General features: G+C 70.1%; 23 protein-coding genes and 1 pseudogene. 11 read left to right on the top strand and 13 right to left on the bottom strand.

The genetic code is table 11. From position 1 onward, the window contains the following. Positions 1-46 precede the first annotated feature (46 nt). Positions 47-1069, top strand: coding sequence for a YeiH family protein (locus ACLQ2T_RS00810; RefSeq protein ID WP_425764046.1), 1023 nt, complete (start codon positions 47-49; stop codon positions 1067-1069). 26 nt (positions 1070-1095) lie between these two features. Here the strand turns inward: ACLQ2T_RS00810 and ACLQ2T_RS00805 are convergent, their stop codons facing one another. Both ACLQ2T_RS00805 and ACLQ2T_RS00800 read right to left on the bottom strand, forming a co-directional pair. Next, the gene (locus ACLQ2T_RS00805; RefSeq protein WP_425764045.1) at positions 1096-1515 is read right to left on the bottom strand and encodes a DUF4259 domain-containing protein; all 420 of its coding nucleotides are present in this window, start codon (positions 1513-1515) and stop codon (positions 1096-1098) included. Positions 1516-1629: 114 nt separating this feature from the next. After that, positions 1630-3581 (bottom strand): annotated as a pseudogene (locus tag ACLQ2T_RS00800) (ABC transporter ATP-binding protein). A 222-nt stretch (positions 3582-3803) separates the two neighbouring features. Here ACLQ2T_RS00800 and ACLQ2T_RS00795 point away from each other — a divergent pair. The 7 genes from ACLQ2T_RS00795 to ACLQ2T_RS00765 all read left to right on the top strand — a co-directional run bounded on the left by ACLQ2T_RS00795 (position 3804) and on the right by ACLQ2T_RS00765 (position 9711). Continuing rightward, on the top strand, positions 3804-4277 hold the full coding sequence (locus tag ACLQ2T_RS00795) for a hypothetical protein (protein WP_425764044.1): 474 nt from the start codon (positions 3804-3806) through the stop codon (positions 4275-4277). 144 nt (positions 4278-4421) lie between these two features. Then, positions 4422-5072, top strand: a complete 651-nt coding sequence (locus ACLQ2T_RS00790) for a DUF4241 domain-containing protein (protein ID WP_425764043.1) — start codon at positions 4422-4424, stop codon at positions 5070-5072. 27 nt (positions 5073-5099) lie between these two features. Continuing rightward, complete coding sequence (locus ACLQ2T_RS00785; protein ID WP_425764042.1) at positions 5100-5516, top strand: hypothetical protein; 417 nt, start codon at positions 5100-5102, stop codon at positions 5514-5516. 117 nt (positions 5517-5633) lie between these two features. Beyond that, positions 5634-7211, top strand: a complete 1578-nt coding sequence (locus ACLQ2T_RS00780; RefSeq protein WP_425764041.1) for a phenylacetate--CoA ligase family protein — start codon at positions 5634-5636, stop codon at positions 7209-7211. 2 nt (positions 7212-7213) lie between these two features. Beyond that, entirely contained in the window at positions 7214-7654 is a 441-nt protein-coding gene (locus tag ACLQ2T_RS00775; protein WP_357531818.1) for a DUF4188 domain-containing protein, read from the top strand. After that, a complete protein-coding gene (locus ACLQ2T_RS00770; RefSeq protein WP_425764040.1) occupies positions 7651-8742 on the top strand; it encodes a GNAT family N-acetyltransferase in 1092 nt (363 codons plus the stop codon). Before ACLQ2T_RS00775 ends, ACLQ2T_RS00770 begins: the two co-directional genes overlap by 4 nt. Beyond that, a complete protein-coding gene (locus tag ACLQ2T_RS00765) occupies positions 8743-9711 on the top strand; it encodes a nitroreductase (protein WP_425764039.1) in 969 nt (322 codons plus the stop codon). A 16-nt stretch (positions 9712-9727) separates the two neighbouring features. On the opposite strand, the gene ACLQ2T_RS00760 is transcribed toward ACLQ2T_RS00765, so the two are convergent. Together ACLQ2T_RS00760 and ACLQ2T_RS00755 are read right to left on the bottom strand one after the other, a co-directional pair. After that, entirely contained in the window at positions 9728-9955 is a 228-nt protein-coding gene (locus ACLQ2T_RS00760) for a hypothetical protein (RefSeq protein ID WP_425764038.1), read from the bottom strand. Positions 9956-10082: 127 nt separating this feature from the next. After that, complete coding sequence (locus tag ACLQ2T_RS00755) at positions 10083-10886, bottom strand: maleylpyruvate isomerase N-terminal domain-containing protein (RefSeq protein WP_425764037.1); 804 nt, start codon at positions 10884-10886, stop codon at positions 10083-10085. A 256-nt stretch (positions 10887-11142) separates the two neighbouring features. Here ACLQ2T_RS00755 and ACLQ2T_RS00750 point away from each other — a divergent pair, with 256 nt between their 5' ends. Beyond that, entirely contained in the window at positions 11143-12399 is a 1257-nt protein-coding gene (locus tag ACLQ2T_RS00750) for a PP2C family protein-serine/threonine phosphatase (RefSeq protein ID WP_425764036.1), read from the top strand. On the opposite strand, the gene ACLQ2T_RS00745 is transcribed toward ACLQ2T_RS00750, so the two are convergent. Then, positions 12400-12765, bottom strand: coding sequence for an STAS domain-containing protein (locus tag ACLQ2T_RS00745; protein ID WP_425764035.1), 366 nt, complete (start codon positions 12763-12765; stop codon positions 12400-12402). A 194-nt stretch (positions 12766-12959) separates the two neighbouring features. On the opposite strand from ACLQ2T_RS00745, the gene ACLQ2T_RS00740 reads away from it, so the two are divergent. Next, entirely contained in the window at positions 12960-13382 is a 423-nt protein-coding gene (locus tag ACLQ2T_RS00740) for an ATP-binding protein (protein ID WP_425764034.1), read from the top strand. 91 nt (positions 13383-13473) lie between these two features. Here ACLQ2T_RS00740 and ACLQ2T_RS00735 read toward each other — a convergent pair whose 3' ends face one another. Continuing rightward, on the bottom strand, positions 13474-14796 hold the full coding sequence (locus tag ACLQ2T_RS00735; protein ID WP_425764033.1) for an ATP-binding protein: 1323 nt from the start codon (positions 14794-14796) through the stop codon (positions 13474-13476). A gap of 259 nt (positions 14797-15055) precedes the next feature. Continuing rightward, positions 15056-18067, bottom strand: a complete 3012-nt coding sequence (locus tag ACLQ2T_RS00730) for a BTAD domain-containing putative transcriptional regulator (RefSeq protein WP_425764032.1) — start codon at positions 18065-18067, stop codon at positions 15056-15058. Between the two features lie 349 nt (positions 18068-18416). Here ACLQ2T_RS00730 and ACLQ2T_RS00725 point away from each other — a divergent pair, with 349 nt between their 5' ends. Beyond that, positions 18417-18800 (top strand): nuclear transport factor 2 family protein, encoded by a 384-nt coding sequence (locus ACLQ2T_RS00725; RefSeq protein ID WP_425764031.1) that lies wholly within the window; start codon positions 18417-18419, stop codon positions 18798-18800. A 70-nt stretch (positions 18801-18870) separates the two neighbouring features. Here ACLQ2T_RS00725 and ACLQ2T_RS00720 read toward each other — a convergent pair whose 3' ends face one another. The 6 genes from ACLQ2T_RS00720 to ACLQ2T_RS00695 form a co-directional block, all read right to left on the bottom strand. Further along, positions 18871-20892, bottom strand: coding sequence for a flotillin family protein (locus ACLQ2T_RS00720; protein ID WP_425764030.1), 2022 nt, complete (start codon positions 20890-20892; stop codon positions 18871-18873). 161 nt (positions 20893-21053) lie between these two features. Beyond that, positions 21054-21686: a hypothetical protein gene (locus tag ACLQ2T_RS00715; RefSeq protein ID WP_425764029.1), complete on the bottom strand. Its 633-nt coding sequence runs from the start codon at positions 21684-21686 to the stop codon at positions 21054-21056. 113 nt (positions 21687-21799) lie between these two features. Next, on the bottom strand, positions 21800-22417 hold the full coding sequence (locus ACLQ2T_RS00710; RefSeq protein WP_425764028.1) for a hypothetical protein: 618 nt from the start codon (positions 22415-22417) through the stop codon (positions 21800-21802). Next, positions 22414-22920, bottom strand: a complete 507-nt coding sequence (locus ACLQ2T_RS00705) for a SigE family RNA polymerase sigma factor (protein WP_425764027.1) — start codon at positions 22918-22920, stop codon at positions 22414-22416. Before ACLQ2T_RS00705 ends, ACLQ2T_RS00710 begins: the two co-directional genes overlap by 4 nt. Positions 22921-23015: 95 nt before the next feature. Continuing rightward, the gene (locus ACLQ2T_RS00700) at positions 23016-23570 is read right to left on the bottom strand and encodes a hypothetical protein (protein ID WP_425764026.1); all 555 of its coding nucleotides are present in this window, start codon (positions 23568-23570) and stop codon (positions 23016-23018) included. 18 nt (positions 23571-23588) lie between these two features. Continuing rightward, complete coding sequence (locus tag ACLQ2T_RS00695) at positions 23589-23777, bottom strand: hypothetical protein (protein ID WP_425764025.1); 189 nt, start codon at positions 23775-23777, stop codon at positions 23589-23591. Position 23778 lies beyond the last annotated feature (1 nt).

The raw sequence follows: 23778 nt of genomic DNA, 5'->3' as shown, positions 1-23778 counted from the left end.
CGATGGACGGCTACTGGAGGGGGCCAGATCACGTGAAGCTGTCCCTATGACGATCAAGGAGGCGACCAGCGTCGTTCCCGCCGCCGGCCGGGGAGGCGCCCGCCTGCTGCCGGGACTGCTCGTCGCCGCCGGTGCCGCCGCCGTCGGATATCTGGTGAATCACCGGTTCGGTGCCGCCAGCCCGCTGGTGGTGGCGATCGTGCTCGGTATCGTGCTGACCGCCTGCGGCGGCAACCGCCCGTGGTTGCAGCCCGGCCTGCGGTTCGCCGCCACCACCCTGCTGCGGATCGGCATCGTGCTGCTCGGCCTGCAACTGGTCCTGGCCGATGTCGTCGACCTGGGCGTCGGGCCGATACTCGTCGTGATGCTGGGGGTCGCCGCCAGCTTCCTCACCACCCGCTGGGCGGGCCGACGCCTCGGCCTCACCACCGACCGCTCGCTGCTGGTGGCGACCGGGGTAGCCATCTGCGGCGCCTCCGCCGTGGCCGCGATGAACCAGGTCGGTGACGGTGAGGAGGAGGATGTCGTCACCGCGGTCGCGGTCGTTACCGTGCTCGGCACGCTGTCCATGATCGCCCTGCCCGCCCTCGGTGTGCTGTTCGGCCTGGACGAGGTGCTGCTCGGCCTGTGGGTGGGGGCTAGCGTGCACGAGGTGGGCCAGGTCGTCGCGGTCGGCGGCGCGGTCGGCGCCACCGCCCTGTCGGCGGCCGTCGTCGTCAAGCTGTTCCGGGTGCTGCTGCTCGCCCCACTCGTCACCCTGGTGGCCCTGGGACGCCGATCCGGCACCAGTACCACCGACGGGGTACGCAGGCCTCCGCTGCTGCCGTGGTTCGTGGTCGGCTTCGTCGCGGCGGCGCTGCTGCGGACCACCGGCTGGCTGCCGACCGGCCTGGTCGACCTGGGATCGCTGGCCGGCACGGTGCTGCTGGCCGCCGCCATGTTCGCCCTGGGCGCCGCGGTCGACCTGCGCGCGGTGGCCCGGGGTGGCCGGCAGGCGATGACCGCCGGCACGGTCGGCACCCTCGTCCTGTCCGGCATCACCCTGGCGGGCCTGACCCTGACCACCTGAGGCCGGCTGGGCGGGTACGTACCCGGCTACCGGGCTGTCAGGACTCCGCGCAGGTCGTGGACGCTGTCGAAGGCCGGATTGCTGGGTCCTGCGGCGTCCTGCCACAGAAAGTGCCACTCCGAGTCGGCGGCCATGATCCGATCTAGGGCCCGCGCCGCGAGTGGGGCCAGGTCGTCGGGCAGATCGAGCCGACCACCGTCGAGCAGGAAATCCGGCGCGTACGAGGAGGTGATCGCCGGCCCGCCGGGCTGCTGTGCGGCCACGATCGCGGCTGCGGCGATCGCCGCGCAGGCGACATCGCCGTCGAGGTAGCCCTCCTCGTCGGCGGCCCGGCTCAGCGCCTCGCGGACCAGCATCGGGCGCTTGGCCATGTCGGCGTCGTTGACTTCACCACACCAGTCGGCGGCGGTGTCGTTGTCGAATGGCCCGCTGTCCCACGTCCCCATGCCATCTCCCAAGATCGGTTGTACGGCATTCTCACATCGACCACCGACAAGATTCCCCGAACAGGGCGGTGGCCGTCGTGCAGCGCGGAGGTGCACCCGGCCGGATGCGGTTCGTCAGGCGGAGGCGGTGGGCTGGCGGGGCAGTGACGGGGCAGTGGCGCGGTAGCCGGCGGACTGGAGGGTGAACAGTTCGGCGTACCGGCCGCCTGCGGTCATCAGCTGGTCGTGGGTGCCGGTCTCCACGAGACGGCCGTGGTGCATGACGTAGATGCAGTCGGCGTGCCGGACATTGGCCAGCCGGTGGGTGATCAGGATGGTGGTGCCGTGTCCCTGCCGGTCGCGGATGGCCTGGAACAGGGCGTCCTCGGCGCGGGGGTCGAGGGCGGATGAGGGTTCGTCCATGATGAGCAGGTCGGCGTCGCGTAGGAAACCCCGGGCGGCGGTGATGCGTTGCCACTGCCCGCCGGAGAGATCCTGGCCACCGGCGAAGGTGCGGTCGAGCAGGGTCTCGTAGCCGTACGGCAGATCGGTGATCATGTCGTGGGCGACCGCGCGGCCGGCGGCGGTCTCGATGCGGTCCTGTTCCGGGACGGTGGTGATGTCGCCGATGGCGATGTTCGTGGCGGCGGTGAAGGGCCACTTGTGGTACTCCTGGGTGACGACCGCGATCCGGGCTCGCAGGGCGTCGGTGTCCCAGTCGGCCGCCGGGCGGCCGTTGTAGCGGATGGTGCCCCGGTCGGGGTACGCAGGTTGGCGATCATGGTGGCCAGGGTCGACTTGCCGGAGCCGTTCTCACCGACGAAGGCCACCGTCTGCCCGGCCCGGATGCCCAGGCTGACCCGGTCGACGGCAGCGGTCTCCCGGTCGGGGTAGCACAGGCTGACCTCGTCCACCACGATCTCCCGCAGCCGGTCCGGCGCCGGTGCCTGCGGGGCGGTGGGCGGGGGCAGGTAGTCGGCGGCGCGGGTCATGAAGCCGGTGTAGTCCCGGAAGTGCTGCCCCTCGGTGTAGACCCGGTCGGTCTGGAAGGTGACCACGGACAGGGATCGCTGCGCGGACTGGATGGCGATCACGCAGGTCGCGGCGGCGGCCAGGGGGATCTGCCCGTCGATGAGCAGCAGACCGAGCAGGACGTACACCACGGCGGTCGCGATCCCGCCGATCATCGCCCCGACGGTGGTGGTCGTGGTCACCCGCCGGGCCAGGGCCAGTTGGATGTCGGTCTCGACCCCCATGACCCGGTCGTACTGGTCGAGCAGGAAACCCCGCAGGCCGTAGGAGCGCAGTTCGGGGGCCGAGTCACGCTCGGCCATCAGGCGGTGCAGCAGCCACATCCGTCGCCGCCGCACCGACCCGGCGGCGTAGGTCCGGTAGCGCAGATGCCCGGCCCGCAGCGAGGCCCACCCGTTCGGCACGGTGGCCATCAGCAGGGCCGGCAGCAGCAGGGGATGGATCACCACGACGGCGATCGCGACGGCGAGCACCCCGGCCAGACCGGCCAGCAGGTTCATCGACGCCTGCACCAGGTCGGTGGTGGAGGCCGAGCCTCGGGTGGCCCGTTCCATGTCGTCGGCGAAGGCGTCCGCGTCGAAGGCCTCCAGCCGCACCGCCGTGGTCATCTCGAACAGCCCTCGTTCGACCTCCCGGTCGACCTTGGGGGTGAGGCCGTTCTGCGCGTACCCCATCGCGGTCGCCATGCCCGCCCGCAGGACGGTCACCGCCGCCAGGGCGATCAGGGCCGGTAGCGCCGCGATCACCTTGTCGGCGGTCGGCCCCCCGGCGAACAGTTCCACGAGCACCCGTTGCGCCGCGAGCAGCCCGAAGGCCGACATCACCCCGGCGCCGACGGTGGTTACCGCCACGATCGAGGTACGCAGTCGGTCGGCCCGCCAGCTGACCACGATGGCGGCCCAGACCAGGCGGGGCAACTCGGAGAAGACCGCGAACAGGCTGGCCTGGGCCCGCGCCCGCACCCCGGTCTCCCACCACAGCTCCCGCAACTCCGGCAGTACGGAATCCTGCCGTGACGACTCCGGCCTGCGGACACCATGCTCTGTGGTGGACATGGAACTACCTCCCGGGGTCTGCGGCAGGTGACCGCTGCGGTGTCGTGCAGATCGGTTGTCGCGGCACTGGGTAGCAGTCCGCTCTCGCAGAGTAGTGTCCTGCTGTTTCGGCCAGCGCCATGCAACACCGTCCCGACACCGGATCTCCGGTCCGAGCCGGGTGGCACCGCTGCGGGCGGGTGAGCGGGCCGGGACAAAGCCTTGCGCGTACGGTGTGCCTCGGTGGCCGTCGTCTTCATCGCGCTTGTGCTGCTGTCGCTGGCGTGGCCGGCGGTGGCGGTTGGTGCCGCTGTGCTCGTGGTCCTTGCCGGGCTGGCCCTGAGGGCCGACCGGCGGGTGGGGAACGGGTGGACGCGGGCGGGATGGTTGCTGGCCGTCGGGGCGGCGTTGACGGGGCTCGCCGCCTATGGACATGGGTTGGCGACGACCACCTTCGGGTTGCTCACCGACGCCGACGACCGGTGCGCGCTGCGGCGAGTGGAGGGCTACGACCCCCGTCATGGAGCCCCGAGCGGGGGTACGCAGAGCATGTGGCCGCTGCACGACACCACCTGCGGTCCCGACCTGGTACCCGACTACGTCAACCCCCTGGTGGTGGGGTCGGCGATGCTGTTCCTGGTGCTCGCGGTGACCCTGACCTGCATGAAGGTCACCTTTCGTCAGGCCAGGTACCGGCGCGCAGGCTCGACGACATGAGGGGCGATCGGTGTGGCGAACTGGCCTCGACCGGGCGGCCTGGTCGCGGTCAGCGGAGGCCGACCTCGACATGGTGTGCCGCCAGTTCGCTCCGCCGGTCGTCGACTGACGTCCTGCCGGTTCTTGCCGGTGGGTCGTTCTGCCATGCTGCGCACCATGCCGTACGTGCCCGACCTCGATCTGCTGTTGACTCCCGGATATCGCGTGGAACGTGATGGGAGCGCGTACCAGGTACAGCCGTGCGAACTGGGATCAGTGGTGTTGCCGTCCGGCAAGGTGGTCGGCTGTGACCCGTTGGCGGCGCACACCACACCGTTTGTCGACGAGGTGACGCCGGGCCGCTATCCGCTGCGGGCGTGGGCGGCGATGGTCGACGGCGATCACGGCCAGGGGCATCGGCGGATCGCCGCGTTGCAGCTGGTGGTGGCCGACGAGCCGGTGTCGTCGTGGAGTATGGCGCTGCTCCCGGGGCAGGACGTCTCCGCCCTCGGCGACGACGACTTCTTCGGGTATCAGGTCGACGCGGGCACCGGGACGTTGGCCGACAAGGTGGCGATGGAGGCATTGGCCGGCTGGGATTTCGATCGGATCGAGGACGTGTTCATCCCGGCGCAGATTCCCGACGATCCGGTCGACGCCGTCATCGCCGCGGTGGTGGAGGAGCGGAGCGGGGCCAATGTGCACGTGGTCGGTTCCGGTTGGGGCGACGGCGTGTTCGCGACCTACGTGGGCCGCACCGCCGAAGGAGACATCGCCGGCTTCGTCACCGATTTCCGTGTCGTGCCGCTCGAATAGCCGGAGGACGGGTGCGAGGATCTTGGGGTGAACAGTGGGCCGGGATGGCTTATCGGCAGCTGGTCGGCGGTGGTCGAGCGTCCGGAGCTGGTCGACGCCGTCCTCGACCGGGACGACCCGTACGCGGGGGTGGCTCTGCTCGCCTTGACGCTGCACCATGAGGCATCCGAGGTGATCCTGCCGCGGGTCAAGCGAGGGCTGAGGTCCGCCAGCGCGCAGACCCGCGCCAACGCCTTGCAGTCGCTGGGCCATCACGCGCGCCTGCACGGCACGGTCGACGCCGAGTGCGTCCATCTGCTGCGGATAGCGTTGCGTGACCGGACGCTGCTGGGTGGGTGCACCCTTCGCGGGTACGCCGACAATGCCGCCAGCGACGTGGGGATGTTCGTACCCCGGGCCGCACTGCCCCGATGGCTACGCCGTCGGTTCGCCGGTCCGCGCTGACCGGGCCTGCCGGCCCACGGCACATCTCGTGGTCACCGTCGACTGAGTAGGGATGCTCAGTGCGGTCACCGTCTGCGGTCTCAGGTGTCGGCCCGTCGGCATCGCGAGGATCATGCCATGGCCGATCTGCCGCACCGACACATCGCTCTGCGTACCGCTGACTCGCCGTTGCCGGCTCTGGCCGCGCGTGGCCGGCAGGCCGTGCTGGCCCCCCTCGGCCGCACGGTCGCCGCGCTGAGTCGGCTCGTCAGCCGGCACCCCGCCGGATGGCGGTGGGTGGCGCGGCGGCACCACCCGGCCCTGGACAGTCTGGCCGCGGCGAACGCCCAGTCCGTCTGCGTACGGGCCGCCCGGCAGGTGCCTGCCTACCGGGCCTTCCTGCGCGCCCGCCCGGCCGGTGCCCGCCACCGGCTGACGGACTTCCCGGAGACTGAGAAGCTCGGCTACGTGGTGGCCCACGACGCGGCCGACCGCTGCTGGGACGGACGGTTGCCGACCCGTGGGGTGGTGGTCGACGAGTCGGCCGGTTCGTCCGGGCGGCCGTTCAACTGGCCCCGAGGGGACCGGGAGCTGCGGGCGGTGCACCGGGACATCGTCGGCTACACCAAGCTGGTCTTCCCGATGCGCCGACCGTTCGTGATCAACGCGTATTCGATGGGGGCCTGGGCGACCGGGACCACGACCGGTGCGGCGATGGCCCGGATCGCGGTGGTGAAGAACACCGGCCCGGACCTCGGGAAGATCGTCGACACGCTGCGCGAGTTCGGCCCCGACTTCGACTATCTGGTGACGGCGTACCCACCGTTTCTGAAGCATCTGCGCGACCGCCTGGACGCCGAGGAGTTTCCCTGGTCGCGGTACCGCATCTTCGCCAGTTGCGGCGGTGAGGGGATGACCGAGGCGCTGCGCGACTACCTGGAGCAGCGGTTCGCGCTGGTCCGGTCGGCGTACGGGGCCTCGGATCTGACCATCGGCATCGGCGCGGAGACCCGGTTCACGGTGTGGCTGCGGCGGCGGTTGCAGAACGACCGGGCGCTGCGGGCCGAGTTGCTCGGCGTCGACGAGCAGCGGCTGCCGATGGTGTTCCAGTACAACCCCTTCGCCACCTACCTGGAGACCAACGAGCATCGGGAGTTGATCTGCACGGTCACCACCGAGGTGCTGCAACCCCGGCTGCGGTACAACATCGGCGACGAGGCGCTGCTCGTGCCCTACCAGCGGATCGTCGAGCTGGCCCACCTCGACCCGGTACGCCGGGCCGAGTTCCGCACGGCCGTCTCCGCCGAGCGGATGACCCTGCCGGTGTTGCTGCTGTTCGGTCGGCGCGACTCCACGGTCTCCTACCTGGGGGCCAACCTCTACCCCCAGGACGTGGAGTACGGCCTCTACACCAGCAATCCGTACGCCGCCGAGATCAACCGCTTCTGCCTGACCCTGGTCGAGGACGCGGCCCTGGAGACCCGACCGGTCATCCACATCGAACTGCGCCGTGCCCTGACGGCCGCGCAACGCGAAGCCCTCGCCACCGCCTGCCGCACCGGGGTACGCCGACACCTCACCTCGGTATCCCGGGACTTCGCCCAGTCCCTGATGGAGGACCCGACCGCCGGGGACCTGCGGGTGGAACTGCACGAACCCGGCAGCGGCCCGTTCGCCGGCGAGCAGAAGATCAAGAACGTCTACCTGGTGAGGTGACCATGCGTACCCGTGACTTCTCCCGCGCCCCGGCGCAGGCCCGCGCCGGCGCGATGTTCATCGGCGCCACCCGCTACTCCAACCCCCTGGTCCTGCTGCGGCTGGCACCGGCCTGGATCCGGATGGTCCGGGACATGCGTCGGATGTCCGGCTACTGCTGGCACACCGTCTACTGGCAGTTCCCGCTGACCCTCGGCACGATCGCCTTCTTCACCGACCGGGAGGCGATGCTGCGCTTCGCCCGCACCCGCGAGCACCGCCGGTTGATGGTCTGGCTGACCGACGGCACCCGCAACGCGACCGCCGGCTTCATCCGGCTCTACACGGCTGCACCGGACGGATACTCCAACGGCACCTGGCGCGCCGAAGGCCCGCAGATGGGTCACATCGCCACCTTCACCCCCATCGGGGCGGAGACCACCGGGCCGGCGGTCCTCCGGTGACCGCGGCCACCCACCGGTTCGAGCGGGTACGCAGCCGCCGAACCCTGCGGGAGTTCCTCGCCCTCACCGACCGGCTGTACGCCGATGAGCCCCGGTACGTACCCACTCCACGGCAGCAGATCCGGCGGTGGTGGCGCGACGGGGTCCCCCTGTACGTGCTGCGTGATGCCACTGGCAGGGTGGTCGGCCGCACCACCCTGCACACCGATGCGGCCTTCGACACCAAACTCGGCCGCCGGTGCCAACTCTTCGGGCTCACCGAGTTCACCGAACCGGCCGCCCGGCCGCTGTTCGACGCGATCACCACGCACGCCGAACCCGACCGGGACCTGCTGTTCGGCCCGGTGGCGTTGCTACCCAACCAGGCCGGTGGGGTGATCACCTCCGGGTACGCCGAGCGGGGCTTCGTCGACAGCGCCTGGAACCCGCCGCACTACGTGACCGCCTACCAGGCGTACGGATTCCACCGCCGTTTCGAGGCCGACACCTGGATCTGCCCGGTGCCCCTACCTGCGCAACCGAAGCCACCGGTGCCCACCGAGCCGGACGGTGGACGCCTGGAACTGCACCGAGGTGACCTGCGGCGTCTCGACGACCAACTCGACCTGCTGCGCGAGATGCTCAACGCCTCCTTCGCCCAACTCGGCTACTACACCCCGATCTCCGAGCGCCAACTGCGACGGCAGACCGACGGGCTGGGATACCTGCTGGACGAATCGCTGCTGCTCTACCTGACCCGCGACGGCATCCCGGTGGCCTTCGTGCTCTGCGTACCGGACATCAGTGAGTTCCTGGTCGACGTCCGCGGCAACCTGCACGTGGTCAACCAACTGCGGCTGCTGACCTCCGGCCGCCGCCGCTACCGCCGGGAAGCAGTGCTGATCATCAAGGGGGTCCTCCCGCAGTACCAGGGGCGTGGCTACCAGCGGCTGCTCTCCACCCACCTGCACCACAACCTGCACGCCGCCGGCTACACCACCCTGCGCAGCACCTATGTCGAACGGGACAACGTGGCATCGGCCGCCCAGTACCGGCGGCTCGGCGGTCGTCCACTGCACGGCTACACCTTCTACGCCAAGGAGCGATAGGTGGACCTAGAAACGTTCCGCGCCCTCGAACCGCTGTGCTGGCGGGCCCCGAGCGCGCACAACACCCAACCCTGGCGGCTACGCTACGAGCCCGCAGGGATTCGGGTCGGATGGGATCCGGCCCGCGAACTGCCGGCCGGTGATCCCACCGGCCGCGACCTACGACTGTCCCTCGGCGCCTTCGTCGAGACCTGCCTGATCGTCGCGGCCGACGCAGACCTGCCCCTGAAGTACGTCGCCGATCCCGAGGACCAGTGGGTGGGTTGGCTACGACCGGCCGAGGGCCCCTACCCGACCCCCTTCCGCACCACCGACGTGTGGGAACGCCGTACCGACCGGGGTCGGTTCTCCGCCGGTCCGGACCCGGAGGCGCTCGCGGCGGTGGACCGGGAGGCCCGGCAGGCCGGCGGCGAGGTACGGGTGGTGCCGCAGGCCGACCGCCTGGGTGCCCTCCTGCGCACGGCCGACCAGCACCTGTACGCGGACCCGGCGATCACCGCCGAGCTGCGCCGTTGGCTTCGGCTCGATCCGACACATCCGAACTACCGCATCGACGGGCTGACCGACCGCTGTCTGGCCCTGTCCCGACCCGCTGCGGTAGGACTACGGGTGGGACTGGCCGCGTACCCCCTGCTGCGTCCGCTGGGTCTGCCCCGGCTGCTCGCCGCCGCCGACGATCCACTGGCCCGTGGTGGCACCGTGCTGGCCCTGATCGCCCCCGAGGGCCTGGACCAGGCCGGGCAGGTCGAGTTCGGCCGGCTACTCCTGCGCTGCTGGTTGACCCTGCACACCGCCGGGCTGGCAGCACACCCGTTGAGTCAGCTGATCGACGTCGCGGCCACCCGTACGGTCCTGGGCACCCTGCTGGAGGTGGCACCGGAGCGGCTGGTGCATGTAACCCGGGTAGGCCGACCCACCCGGCCCGCGCCCCGGTCGGCGCGCAGGATCCCCAGCGACGAACCCACCTGACCCGTCAGCGCGGGTGCTATCGACCCCGGTTGCGGGGATGCTGCTTGGCCGCCCGCTCGTTGCCGTGCTTGTAGTGGCCGGTGATGCGGGCCATCAACTCCTGAGGGTCGTCGTTGTCCACATCGGTCAGGAACCGGGCCGCAGCGGTACCACGCAGCACGACGGCCGGGCGGCCATGATGCCGCACTTCCACGTCGCCGTTCTTACGGGCGCGATAGGTGAACCCCTCAGGTGTGCCGGACACGGCGGCATCATCGCTGGCGGAGAGCCCCGTACGCCAGCTAGTTACGCCGCCGCCGGGGTCGTCGCGCTCCAGGGCAGGCGCGCGTCTCCGCCGGCGCGGCGGCCATCAGGCGTCGGGGAGGTCGTTGTCACCGGGACGGGTCCCAGGCGATGAGCTGATCGAAGATGCGGCGGTCGCCTTCGAGCTTCAGGGAATCCAGCGGTATGCGGCCGTAGAACATCAAGACGAGGTCACTGGCCGTGCCCTGGGCGGAGGCGTCGGCCGTGTCCGGGGCCTCGTCGGCAGCGGGATCGCCGAGGCGGGTGCCCCGTGCCCCTTCGTCGGACAGCCGGAGGCGCCAGGAGCACCCCTCGGTGGCGTGGTAATCGACGACGGCGGGCTGGTGTGGCCAGGCGACCGTCGTTGCGCAGAGGGTGAACTGGCAGTCGTCGAAACCGTCGAGGGCGACCTCGTCTGGTAGCGGCTGCGGGGCACCGACGGTGAGCTGGGCGTCGTACGTGTACACCGCGATCTCGGGGACCTGACGTCGCGCCCATGCGCCGGAGGTCTGTGGTGACGGCGAGTCGTCCCACCACGTCCAACAACCGCGATCCGGGCCAGCCTCGCGCAGCGTGCTCGTCAGCTGCTCGATGGACTCGGTCCACCAGGCCAGCAGCGCCTCGCGTTCCCGAGGCGCACCCGTGCCGTCGTCCCAAGCCGATCTTTCCGGAGGCGCGTCTGCAGGCCCGGCGGCGACGACGGCGGCTGATTTGCGGCGGGCCATGCCCACGTGTTGCACGAGCTCGCACAGCGTCCGCCCGGCAGAGGCATGTGGATCGCTGGTCAGAACCGGCACGTCGAGGCTGGGCGCTGCGGCGACCGCAGCGCGGAAGGCGGTCGACCGTTCGTCAATGAGTCGCAGATGATCAGAGAACGTCAGAATCTTCTGCACTCCGGCTTTCTACCAGTGCCCTCCGACAATCGGACAGCGATTTTCGCAGCCGACGCGGCGGGCGCCGTGGCACTGGCACGCCCGGGTCCCACCTGCCGTGATCTGCACCGTCACGATGAAGACGGCTCACCGAATTTGCGCATGCCAGTCGAGTGAGTTGCTTTCCTGACGTTGACGGGCCCGATCTCGGACCTCGCTGGTGCTGCCATGATCCTTGTGTGCGGCGATGACTGGTCGGGTCTCGTAGGCTCGGACAGTGGAGAGCAGTCGAGGGCGGGTCATGGCCGATGTGTTGGATGCGGCGGAGAACGCTTCGCCGGTCGAGGCGGTTGAGGCGGTCACCCGGGAACTCGGTGTGGCGTTAGGGGCACGTAGTGTCGGTTTCTTGATCGCGGACCTCAGTGGTCGGGCGCTGGTCCGGTTGGCTCATGTGCCGATCGGCGGCGCTGGTGAGGGACGCCGAGACGGTGACGAGGTCGCCACGATGCTGCCCTTCGACGGCGGCCCCGGCGAACAGGCGCTACGCAGCCAGACGGTGCAAGTCGTCGCCCAGCCCGACACATGGATGGTGTTGGCGCCGGTGACCGATCGCGGTGAGACGCTCGGCCTGCTGGAGATGATCCTGCCGGACGAGCCCGCTCCGCAGGTGCTGGACGAGATCGCCCGCACGGCACACCTGTTGGCGTACGTGGTGATCGCCAACCGGCGGTACACCGACCTCTTCGAGTGGGGGCAACGCACGACTCCGTTCACCCTGTCTGCGGAGATCCAGCGCCGCCTGCTGCCCGCCTCCTTCACGTGTGAGGCCAGTGCGTTCACCGTGTCCGGCTGGCTCGAACCTGCCGCGAGCATCGGTGGGGACACCTTCGACTACAGCCTCGCCCGCGATGTGTTGCACTTCAGCGTCACCGACGCGATGGGCCACGGAGTGGCCAGCGCCTTGACGGCCACCCTGGGCGTGGGCAGCCTGCGTAACAGTCGCCGCCGTGCGGCCGGTCTGGTGGAGCAGGCCGACACCGCGAATGCCGCCATAGCCCAACACACTGCCGTGCCCGGCAGTTACATCACCGCGCTGCTCGGCCGTCTCGACCTGCGCACCGGGGCGTGCGCGCTGCTCAACGCCGGCCACCTGCCGCCGATACTGGTGCGCGACGGGGACGTTCAGGCGCTTCCGTTACCGGGCAACTTCCCACTGGGAATGTTCGCCGAGGCCGATTACCGCGCCGGCGAGATCGCGATGCGACCTGGCGACCGTCTGGTGATGGTCACCGACGGCGTGCGGGAGCGCAACGCCGCCAGCCTGGATCTACCGACTCTGTTCCGGTCGATCGCCGGTCTGCACCCGCGCGAGGCCGTCCGGGCGTTGGCCGACGCCGTGCTCGAGGTCAGCGGACCGACCCTGGCCGATGACGCCACCCTGCTGATCCTCGACTGGCACGGTGGGCACGGCGAGGAACGGCGTACCAGCGCCGGCGCTGACCAGGCGCGTGCCAGCAATGTGCTGCCCGACTGACTACCGCCCGGCCGCGCCGTCCGTGGACGGGACATCCGCTTCAGCCGCACCCACAGTGTCGTACGTGTGGATCACCCGATCCACCGACGTGACCGTCAGGACGTTGCGCACGGCGGGCTGCACCGCGGCCAGGCACATCCGACCGTCGATGTCACGCAACGCCTTGAACATCACCACCAGCGCGCCCAATCCACTGGAGTCCATGAATCCCACCCCGGCCAGATCGACCACCACCTGCCGGTCACCGGCGTCAATCAACCGTTGCAGACCCTCGCGCAACTGCGGTGACGTCGCCATGTCCAGCTCGCCGTGCACCTCGACCACGGTGCAACCCCGGCCCGGCCGGACCGACAACTGCAGATCCACACCAACCTCCCCACGCCGATGACCCCCGACTCACCCTATGCGGCCGGCAGCCGAACCGCCGCCGGTAGCGCACGTCGAGCCGACACCCGGATCGTTTCACCGCACCAACCGGGGGTAGTGCTGATCGCCAGAGCACCGTGCCATTGTGAGGTGGCGATCCGGCGAGCCGCCCCGGCTCGGGAGGAGCAAGAACAATGCGGGTGACCATGACGTTGTCGCTCCCGCGGCAGCCTTCCTCGGTGACCCGCGCCCGCCATGTACTCACCACCCTGCTGAGCCTCACCGACGCCGACGAGGACACCCGGGGCCAGTTTGCCGTACTGATCAGCGAGGCATGCGCCAACGCGGTGATGCACGCCGATCCCGACAGCACCGTCGACCTCACCATCGTCATCGACGACCACACCTGCCTGCTTGAAGTCAGCAACCGCGGCAGCGTCCCCGACAGTGTCCGACTCGACACCGAACTCCCCGCCCCGCTCACCGTCGGTGGCCGTGGACTGCCCTTGATCGCCGCACTTGCCGACACCGCCGCCTTCGTCCCCGGACCCCCCGATCGCGTGCTGCTACGCATCACCAGACACCTCACCGAGGTACCGACAACACCGATCCGATGACCGGAGGCGCCACGCCGGCTCCTCGTGCAGGTCGCGGGGCGGGGAGCCGGGAGCACGCCGGAGGGTGTGCCGCCGCGGTCGGACCGCACGGTCAGACCCGGACGTCCAGAGCGCAGAGCTGGGCCGCGCGTACCAGGTGCAGGATCCGGAACCGGGACTGCCCGGCGGTGTACGTGGGGCGTACCAGGCCACGCAGCACCAGGGAGCGAACGGCCCGGCCGCTGTCGGGCAGGCTCTGGCCGGTCAGGGTCATCACCTCGGCCAGGTCGAAGGTCTCTCCCCGTACGCAGAGGGCGTCGAGCAGTTCGCGTTCGGCGGTGGGCAGGGTGGCCAGCCGGCGATCCAGGGCGTCGCGCAGGTTGATGCCGCCGTCGGGGCCGGCGAGGTGGTGCAGCAGTCCGGCCGGACCGTCGTGCAGGCACTGGTGCAGGGTCGCGATGTCGTAGACGACGAGCCAGGACGCGGCGGCGTGGATGGCCTGGGGTATCCCGTCCAGTTGCCGGCAGATGTCCGCGATCAACGCGGCCTCCCGGATGTCGGGGTTGACGTCGGGACGGAACCGGCGGGCGCGTTCCTTGAAGATCCGGACCGCGGGGACCTCCGCGTCGAATGATTCGCCTTCCTCGGGTACGGCCAGCGGATTGAGCAGGAAGTGTCGTTCGCCGGGTGCCCCGAGGGGGAATGCGGCGGTGACCAGGATCCGTAGGCCCGGACAGTCACGCAGCAACTGCCCGATGCGGTGGGCATGGGCGGCCTCGGTCACCCCGTCCAGCACCAGCAGCGGCGGCCGGTCGGCGACGATCTCCATGAATGCGGCTGTCTCGTCCGTCCCGTTCGCCGAGGGCGCCGTACCCCCGGTGCCGAGCAGTTGATCTGCGGTGGCGCGGACCAGGGTGGAGAGGCGGTCACCGCCGGTCGGGCCGGTGACGGAGCACCAGAGCACCGGGGTGCGCTCGGCGGTGTGCAACCGGGTAGCCACCTCAAGGGCCAGCCGGGTGCGGCCCACTCCGTCTATCCCGACGATGGTCACCAGCCGTTCGGCGCCGGTGCCGAGTTCGTCGACGATGACAGCGGTCTCGGCCTCCCGCCCGAGTTGTACGTCCACGGCCAGGGGTGGGGCCGGCGGGTCGGCCTCGTAGCCGGCCTTCACCGCCCAACTGGTCCGGCCTTCCCCGGCGGCGGACTCCAGATCGGCGCGGGCCCGTACTCCGAGTCGCAGGCCGTCGGCGATCAGCCGTACGGTGTCCTGCCGTGGTCGGCGGGCCCGGCCCTGTTCGAGGTCGCGGATCGCCCGGACGCTGACGGTGGACAGGTCCGCCAGTTCCCGCTGGGTCAGCCCGATGCGGGTGCGATGCCGGCGGACCAGCGACCCGAACAGCGGTACGTTATCGGCGATCGACACATCGATGCTCATCTGTCGTCCCACTCCCTATCACGATGTCATGGCGACGGGGGGTAGCGCGTCAGGAAGCGCCGCCCGGCGCCGATCTCGACACCGGGACAACCGTCGTCACAACCCATCGTCCCGATCTCACTATCGGCCGACCATCACGCCGCCAATCGACAGCGTCGTCGCAGTTCAGGGCGGACTCTCCAAGGTCGGCAGGCGGTTGGCGCGGGTGTGGGCGGCGGTGGCGCCGGGTCACCGCACAGCGCGGTGATAGCGGCGGAGGTCAGGAGGCGGCGAGCTCCTGCGCCAGCCGCTCCGCCTCCCGCAGTTCGGGGCGCATACCCCGGGCCCGGAAGGTCTCCGTGGCCTGCTCCAGCAGGCTGCCGGCCTCGACGAACTGACCATCGTGGAACGCCAGTCGGGCCAGGTCGAGGCGCACCACCGCCGCACCCCCGAGGTCGATGATCTTCTCGCGTACGGTCAGGGCCTGGGTGTAGGCCTCTCGGGCCTGGTCGTGGCGTCCGCTGGCCTCGTGGACCTCGCCGAGGTTGCGCAGCAGGTGGCCCTCGCCGATGATGTCGCGGCCCCGACGGACCAACTCCAGCACCTTCGACAGCACCTGTTCGGCCTGGGCGTGCTCACCACGGCACAGCAGCACCTGCCCCGCGCGGCGCAGGGCGTGCGCCTCTCCGTGGGCGTACCCGACGGAACGGAACACCGCCAGGGCCTCGTCGAGCTGCTCCTGGGCCCTGGCGGTGTGGCCGCGCCGCATCCACACGTACGCGCTCTGGGTCAGCACGGTGGCCCGTCCGATCACGTCCCCGACCTGATCGAAGTCCCGGGCCGCCTGCTCGTAGCGCACGAGCGCCCGGTCATCCTCCCCGCTCTGCCGGTCCAGCAGGGCGAGATCCCGACGGCACAGGGCCAGGCCGTGCAGATCCTGAAGTTCGTCGAAGATCTCCAGGGCGGCGTCGAGGGACTGCCGGGCCTGGTCCGGTTGCTGTCGGCTCAGGTGCATGGTGCCCAGCGAGGCGAGCACGGCCGCCGTACCCCGGCGGTTGCCGGCCTCCCGGACGGCCTCCAGGGCCCGTCGGTGGGTCCGTTCCCACTGGTCGAAGTAGCCGCGCGCCTCGAACAGGGTGACCAGGGTGGTCGCCAGGTTCCAGCAGAGTTCGTGCAGACCCATGCGGGCGGCCTGCTCGACGGCCAGGCAGAGGTTCGGCTGCTCGTTGTCCAGCCATTCGAGCGGCTCGGTCAGCAGGTTCTCGACGTAACCGGCCGGCGGATGCCAGCGCATGCCGTCACCGTGCAGCAGGGTGTAGGCGCCGCCGTAGATGCGGGCGTGGGCCTGCTCGGCGATCGACAGCCAGCCGCCGATCATCCGCTCGGTCGCGGCCAGCTGGACGGCCTCCCCGTCGTGCAGGGTGAGCTGTTCGCGGGCGAACAGGCGGATCACCTCGTGGAACCGGTAGCGGAACTCCCCGTTGCGCTCGATCGCGACCGCGTCCAGCATCTGCACGTCCACCAGGGGTTCCAGCAGGTCGGACGGGAACGGGCGGTCGTCGTCGAGCAGGGCGCCCGCGATCCACCCCGGCACCGTCGGCCCCTCCGCCAGGCTGAACAGCCGCAGCAGCCGCCGGTCGGGGCGGTGCAGGCCGTCGTGGGTCAGGGACAGGCTGGCCCGCATGGTCATCTCGCCGTGGGCCAGTTCGTCGAGCCGGTGCCGCTCGTTGGCCAGCCGGTGCACCATCGAGGCGAGATTCCAGTGCGGTCGGGCGGCCAGCCGCGCGGCCACGATCCGCAACGCCAGCGGAAGGCCGCCGACGGTGCGTACCAACGCAATGGCGGCCTCCGGTTCCTGGCTCACCCGATCGGCGCTGATCACCCGGCTCAACAGTTGCAGGGCCTGCGCCTGGTCGAGTACGTCCAGCTCGACCAGTTGGGCACCGGGCAGGGCGGTCAGCCGCGACCGACTGGTGACCAGGACCGCGCAGCTGTTGCTGCCGGGCAGCAGCGGCATGATCTGGGCCTCGTTGGCGGCATCGTCCAGGACGACGAGCATCCGGCGCGCGGCCAGCAGCGTCCGGTACATCTCGGCGCGCTCGTCGGTGGAGTCCGGGATCACCGGGCCGGGAATGCCGAGCGCCCGCAGGAACCGGCCGAGGGCGTCCTTCGCGCTGACCGTGTCGGCGCCGACCCCACGCAGGTCGCAGTAGAGCTGACCGCCGGGGAACCGCTGGGCACCGAGGCGGTGTGCCACATGGGTGGCCAGCGCGCTCTTGCCGATGCCGGGCTTACCGGCGATGACCACGAGCCCCAGTGACCGCTGCCCGTCGCCGCCGACCAGCGCGGCCTCGATCGTGCGCAGGATCGGCTCGTTGACGACGAAGTCCGCCGTGTCGGCGGGCAGTTGGTGCGGCTGCTCCTCGCCGTACGCCGACGGCGGCGCGGTGGGAACCTCGGGGACGCGCGGCGACGCCGTCACCGGGGCCGGCGAGGCCGGCAGGTGCAGGGTGGGGTCCCTGGTGAGGATGGCGGTCTCCAACTGGCGCAGCTCCTCACCCGGCTCCAGCCCCAGCTCGTCGTTGAGAAGTTGCCGGCCGGCACGGTAGACGTCGAGTGCCTCCGCCTGCCGGCCGGCGCGGTGCAGCGTCAGCATCAGTTGCCCGCGCAGCCGCTCGCGCAGCGGATGTTCGTGCAGCAGTTGGTTGATCTCGCCGACCAGTTCGTGGCTGCGCCCGAGGCTCAGTTCCAGCCCGAGGTACGTCTCGATCGCCGTCAACCGCTCCTCGTCCAGCCGCAGCCCACGGGTGCGCAGTGTGTCGCTGGGTACCCCGCTGAGACAGGGGCCCCGCCACAGTGCCACGGCGGCGCGCAGGGTCTCGGCCGCCTCGGCCAGCCTGCCCTCCTTGACCAGCACCCGCGAGGCCATCACCTGCCGGTTGAAGACCTGAAGGTCCACCGCGTCGTCGTCGGCCTGAAGCAGGTAGCCGGGGGCCCGGGAGACCACCGAGGCGTTGACCCCGGCTTCGGTGAAGCTCTTGCGCAGGCGGGACACGCAGATCTGGATCTGGGTGCGGGCGGTGTCCGGCGCCTCGTCCGGCCAGACGAGGTCGAGTAACCGGTCACTGTCGACGAGCCGACCTGCCTCCATGAGCAGGCAGGCGAGGATGATCTCCTGACGCCCCGGTGGGATCCGAACTGCCCGGGTCGGCCCTTCCACTTGTAGGGGACCGAGGATTCGGAAGACGATTCCAGCCTCGGCGACCGGGCTGGTGAGGGTCAGGTTGCGCATAGTACTCCCGGGCCGACACGTTTCTGTCGAAACAGTCCACTGCATTGAGGACGTATTTGTCCAGCAGGGGAAACGAATGCGGGGTGCTTCTATGGCTATCGATAGATATTGCCGGTTTCCGGTCGTATCTCGGTATCTGTGCAGGCTGGTGGCCTCGGGTGGGGGACGGAAAGTCACGCCCGGCAGTGCCACCGTCACGTATCCGGGAATGGCCCGACCGGCCACCCGTACGTATCGAGCGGTGCCAGGAAAGCGCCGTGATAGGCGGAAGTTGTCCGTCTGGTGGAGATTACGTTCAGCGGCCGCACACGGGTGGGGGCCAGCCAGACAGACAAGAGGAGACCACCGGATGACCAGCCATGGGGGTTCACTGAAGTACAGTGCCGCCACCGCGGCCGGGGTCGACCACGTTCGACTGTCCTACCACTACCTGAACATCGGCGACATCGACGGGTTCGGCTCCCTGCTCGACGAGAATGTGCAGGTCCTGCGGCCGGACATGGTGCACGGCAACGGGCGCGACGAGGTGCTGCGTACCCATGCCCGGCTTGCCGGACCGCCGAGTCACCACCAGATCTACAAGGTGATAGCGGACGGCGACGGTGTCGCCGTCACTGGCCGCTACACCGACCTGCCGGACCGGACCGCGCTGGACTTCGTCGACGTGTTCACCCTGACCGACGAGGGGATGCTGCTGGGCTACCGGCGCTTCTACTATGTCGCGCCGGCCTGACAGTGCAGCGGGGGGGGGGGGGGGGGGGGGGGGGGGCCGGCGCCCCCCCCCCCCACCACCGGCGATCGGCTCACTCACCGGCGCGCTGCCGCGAGCCAGTCAGGGCGGCGACCGGAGTCTCCGCCACGCCCAGGCGCTGTGCGGCCTTCAGCAGTTCCTGGAGCTTGCCCTTGTCTGCGCCACCGGCGCCCATCTGCTGCATCAGGAAGGCTGACAGGGTGAGGTTCTGCACGTCGGCGCTGTTGAGCGAGCCGACCATCCGGGTCAGGTCGTCGGTGAAGCTGGCGCTGCCGTCCAACCACGGCTTGGTCAGGTTCTTCGCCACATCCGAGTGGGCCACGAAACCGTCCACACTCTTACCGAACGAGATCGAGCTGAGCAGCCGGTCGAAGAAGACACTGTCCCCACCGACGATGTCGATGTTCGCCTTCTCCAGGCCGATGGAGACCAGCTTGGCCTGCGCCTCGGCGACCTGCCGCTGGGTGTCCAGCCCGGCGAGGCGGACCTCCTTCTCCAACTCCAGACGCAGCCGGTACTCCTCGTGCTCCCGGGTGGCGTCGTCCAGCGCGGCCATCGCGGCGGCCTTCTCGGTGAGACCCTCGGCCTCGCCCTTCAGCTTCTCCCGTACCGCGTCGGCGGCGGCCAGCAGCTTCTCCCGCTCCACCGCGACCTCCGCGCGGCCGACCTTCTCGATCGCCTCGGCGCTGCGCTCCTGGACCTGCACCTCGGCCAGGCCGGCCGCGGCGGTCTCGGCCTGGATGCCCTCGGCCAGCCGGATCTTCGCTCGGGTGTCCAGCTCGGCGGCCTGCTGCCGGGCCTCGGCCAGCACCAGTTCCTCGCGGGCCTTGTGCTTGGCGGCCGCCTCGGCTGCCTCCGCCGCCTTGATGTCCTTGACCAGGCTCTCCTGCGCCTCGGCCTCGGCCTGGATGATCACTGCCTGGCGGGTCCGCTCGGCCTCCTCGACCACCCGCAGCCGCTTGATGTTCTCCTCCTGCTCGGCCACGGTCTTCTCCACCGCGATCCGCTCCCGGATCACCTCGGCGATGGCCCGCTTCTCGCCCTCGACCTCCTTGTTCTTGGCGATCGTGCTCAGCTCGGTCTCGCGGTCCCGGCTGATGACCTCCAGCATGCGGTCCTTCTCGATCCGCTCGGTCTCGATGGCGATGACCCGCTCGCGGTTCTTCTCGGCCACCGCGATCTCGCGGGCCCGGTTCTCGTGCTGGATGCCCAACTGCTCGTCGGTACGGATGTTCGCGGTCTCGGCGCGCAACCGCTCCTCGGCACGTACCCGGGTGGTCTCCGCCTGCTCGCGAGCCCGTACGGTCTCGATCTCGCGCTGCTGCTTGGCCTCCGCGTCCGCCTGCCGCCGCTCAAGCTCAAGGATCGCTTCCTTGGCGTCGACGTTCTGGCGGGTGATCTCCTTCTCCTCGGTACGCCGGAACTCGTTGGTCCGGACGTTCTCCTGGGTGGTCAGCTCGGTGATCTTCCGGATGCCCTGGGCGTCCAGGATGTTCGCCGGGTCGAGCTGCGACATCGGCGTCTGCTCCAGGAAGTCGATCGCCGCGTCCTCCAGGCTGTAGCCGTTGAGGTCGGTGCCGATCACCCGGATGATCTGGTCGCGGAACTCGTCACGCTTGGTGTAGAGGTCGACGAAGTCGAGCTGCTTGCCGACCGTCTTGAGCGCCTCGGAGAACTTTGCGTTGAACAGCTCCTGCAAGGTCTCCCGGTCGCTGGCCCGCGCGGTACCGATCGCCTGCGCCACCTTGATCACGTCTTCGACGGTCTTGTTGACCCGGACGAAGAAGGTGATCCGGATGTCGGCCCGGATGTTGTCGCGGCAGATCAGGCCCTCGTTGCCGGTCCGTTCGATGTCGATCGTCTTGACCGAGATGTCCATGATCTCGGCCTTGTGCAGGACGGGCATCACGACCGCGCCGGTGAAGGTCACATCGACCCGCCGGACCTTGGAGACGATCAGCGCCTTGCCCTGCTCGACCTTACGGAACAACCGACTGACCATGAACACCACGCCGAGCGCGACGAGCAGGACGACGGCGAGGAGTACACCGATTCCAGTGGTGATGACTTCCATGGTTGGGCGCGCGGGCGGTTGGCGACCCGGCGGCAGCGGCCGGGCGGACGCCCGCGCATCCTCCTTTCGAGACGTCTCAGGGGCAGCGTGGGACAGGCCGGCGATTAGGGCGGCTGCCCCAGTCGTGGTGATCCGCAGGCAGGGCGGCTACACCGGGGCGGCTACGGGGCGGAATGTCTGAGTGGATCGAAGGCGGGACCGGCGGGCATGACCCAGAAGAACTCGCCCTCGGTGTCGTAGTCGTAGATCAGGGCGGAACTGCCCGCCGGCATCTTCTCCTCGCCCGGCTGCCGGACCTGCACCACCGCCGAGGAGCCGTCGGCCGCGGTCACCTCGGCCTGACCGAAGTCGGCCGTGACCGTGCCGGTACGCACGACACACAGGCTGCCGACGAAGGCGTGCCGGGTGGCGTCCGACTCGGTCGGGAAGAGTCGCTCCAGGGGTATGGCGACCAACCGGGTCACCAGCCACGCGCAGAACGCGGCGGCCAGCAGGACACCGATCGAGACCAGGATCCGGGTGCCGGAGCCGAAGCCCAGGCCGCCGAGGAGGGCGGTGCCGGCCAGGCTGACGAACCAGGCGACGGCGACGAGCAGGGAGAAGATGATGGCACTGGGCACACCCCCCAGACCGAGGCCGGCGAGGAAGGCACCCGCCCCGCCGTCGACGTCCAGGTCGTCGCCCAGGTCCAGCACGCCGGTCAACACCAGCAGCCAGTAGCCGACCACCACCACCAGCAGGAAGCTGAACAGTACGGTGGGAAAGCTGAGTGCCGCGCCGAGAAAACCGGTCACCGCGTCCTCCTCCCCGTGGTCGGCGGCTCGGACCGACCACGATGATCGTGACACGGTATGTCAATCCGCAGGGCGGCCGATCGACCCAATGCCACCGGCCGGATCGGGCAATATCAGCCGAGATTGGCCTGAATCAGTGCGTCGATCGTTGCGGACCGGACCTCGACCTGATCTGCGGTCACGGCCAGGAACAACGAGCTGCCATCCGGCCGCCAGGCCGTCAGGTACGCCGTCGAGGTCGCCGAGTCGTCCGTGGTCAGCACCTGAGCCCCGCTCGGGGCACTCACCTCCCGTGCCGTTCCGGGCAGCCCGGTCGGCGCGGTGAAGTCGTACACCACGATCACCCGGGTCACCGGACCCCTGCCCTCGTACGCTGCCCGGATCCCGGTCGGCACCAGCTGAGGTCGGGCCGACCGCAGCACCGCCTCGGTGGCATCCACCCGATCCAGATAGGGCGGCAGTCCCCACAGATCGGGTGCGAACGGGCTGGCGGAATCGGTCGGGCTGGCGGAGGCCGGCCCGGTCGGCGGGGCCTCGCTGCGCTCAGCCAGCATGACCCCGAAGGTGCCGATGCCGACCACTGCGGACAGGGCCAGCCCCGCTCCCGCCGTCTGCACCCGTCGACGTCGCCGCAGCCGGGCGCGTACCCCCGGCAGGGGGTCCGAGCCGGTCGGATAGTGGTCGGGGTCGGAGTCCCAGACCGCACGGAGGGCTTCCCGCACATCGCTCATCCCGCGACCTCCCGATCAGCGCCGACATGGGTGGGCAGCTCGGCGCGAATCGCGCCCAGGGCTCGATGACGCAGCGAACGGACCGTGGCCGGTCGTCGTCCGACGGCCTCGGCGATCGCCTCGTCACTCAGGTCATCCAGGTACGACAACACGAGCACCACCCGCTGCAAGGGAGGAAGGTCGGCCAGCATCCGACGGAGCTGGTCATGGTCGTCGACCCGACCCAGTCCCCCGTCGGCGACCAGCGGGCGGGCCGGTGGGGTCAGCCGGGCCCGGCGAACCAGGGTCCGCATCCAACTGATGTGCAGTCGGACCATTGTGGTCTTCGCGTACCCGAGTGGGTTGCCTTCGACCAGCAGGCGGTGCCACGCGCCGGCCATCCGCACGTAGGTCTCCTGGAGGAGGTCCTCGGCCTGGTCCGGGTCAGCGGCCACCGCACGCGCGTACCGGCGCAGCGCCGGCGTGGACTGGCGGACGAACATCTCGAACTCGTCGGCTTCCATCCCACCTCCCTCGCCACTAGTACGCCACCGGCACGGCGTTCTGTTGCACACCGATCCGGTCGGCCGATCGGAGACCGATCGGCCGACCGGAGTGCTCACGGCAGCAGCGACGAGATCAGCACCGCCAAGGCGGCCAGGTAGGCGAGCAGCAGGGCCCGCTTGACCGCCGTCGACCGGTAGTCCCACTCCAGGTTCCAGCCCCCGGAGTCGTCGAAGTGCAGGGCCGACATGGTCATCAGGGACCGGCCCAGGCCGAAACCGACACCGGCGGCGAGGGCCGTCACCGGAGTGGCGAAGAGCAACAGCAGCACCGCGGTCAGATAGGCCAGCCCGCTGGGCAGGTACGTCCGAACCCCGGTGCCCATCTCCAGACCGAACTGGAACGGCCCGGCGAACCGTCCCAGCCGGAAGACGCTCTCCGGCACCAGTCGCTGGTTCTCCGGCAGCGCGAAGCGCAGCACACCGAGTTCACGCAGGGTCACCAGCAGGGCGGCGACCAGCACGATCCCGACCCGCACCGGCACCGGCAGGGGTGCCCGCAGCAGGGAACCGACCAGCAGCAGGACCGCCGCGATGACGATCCCCCCGGCGACCAACCCGAGGCAGAAGCAGAAAGCAGGGAAACCTCGCCAGACCGGCGAGCTCAGCACGGCGGCTGAGTTCTTGCTTCAAGTGGAGCCGCTGGTGGCGAACCCGGCCGTCAGGGCCAGGCCCGCCACCAGCGGCGTGGTGACCCACCACCCGGCGTACTCCAGCCCGACTGCGGCCACGACCAGGGTCAACCCGATCACCCACGCCATGCCGGTGAACGGATGCCAGAACCGCCGCCGCAGCACGGCACTTCTGCGTTCGAGCATG

The organism is Micromonospora sp. DT229, from assembly GCF_049844505.1.
Classification (GTDB): domain Bacteria; phylum Actinomycetota; class Actinomycetes; order Mycobacteriales; family Micromonosporaceae; genus Micromonospora.
The sequence above is the reverse complement of the archived record's forward strand: the minus strand, read 5'-3'. Positions and strand labels throughout refer to the sequence as shown.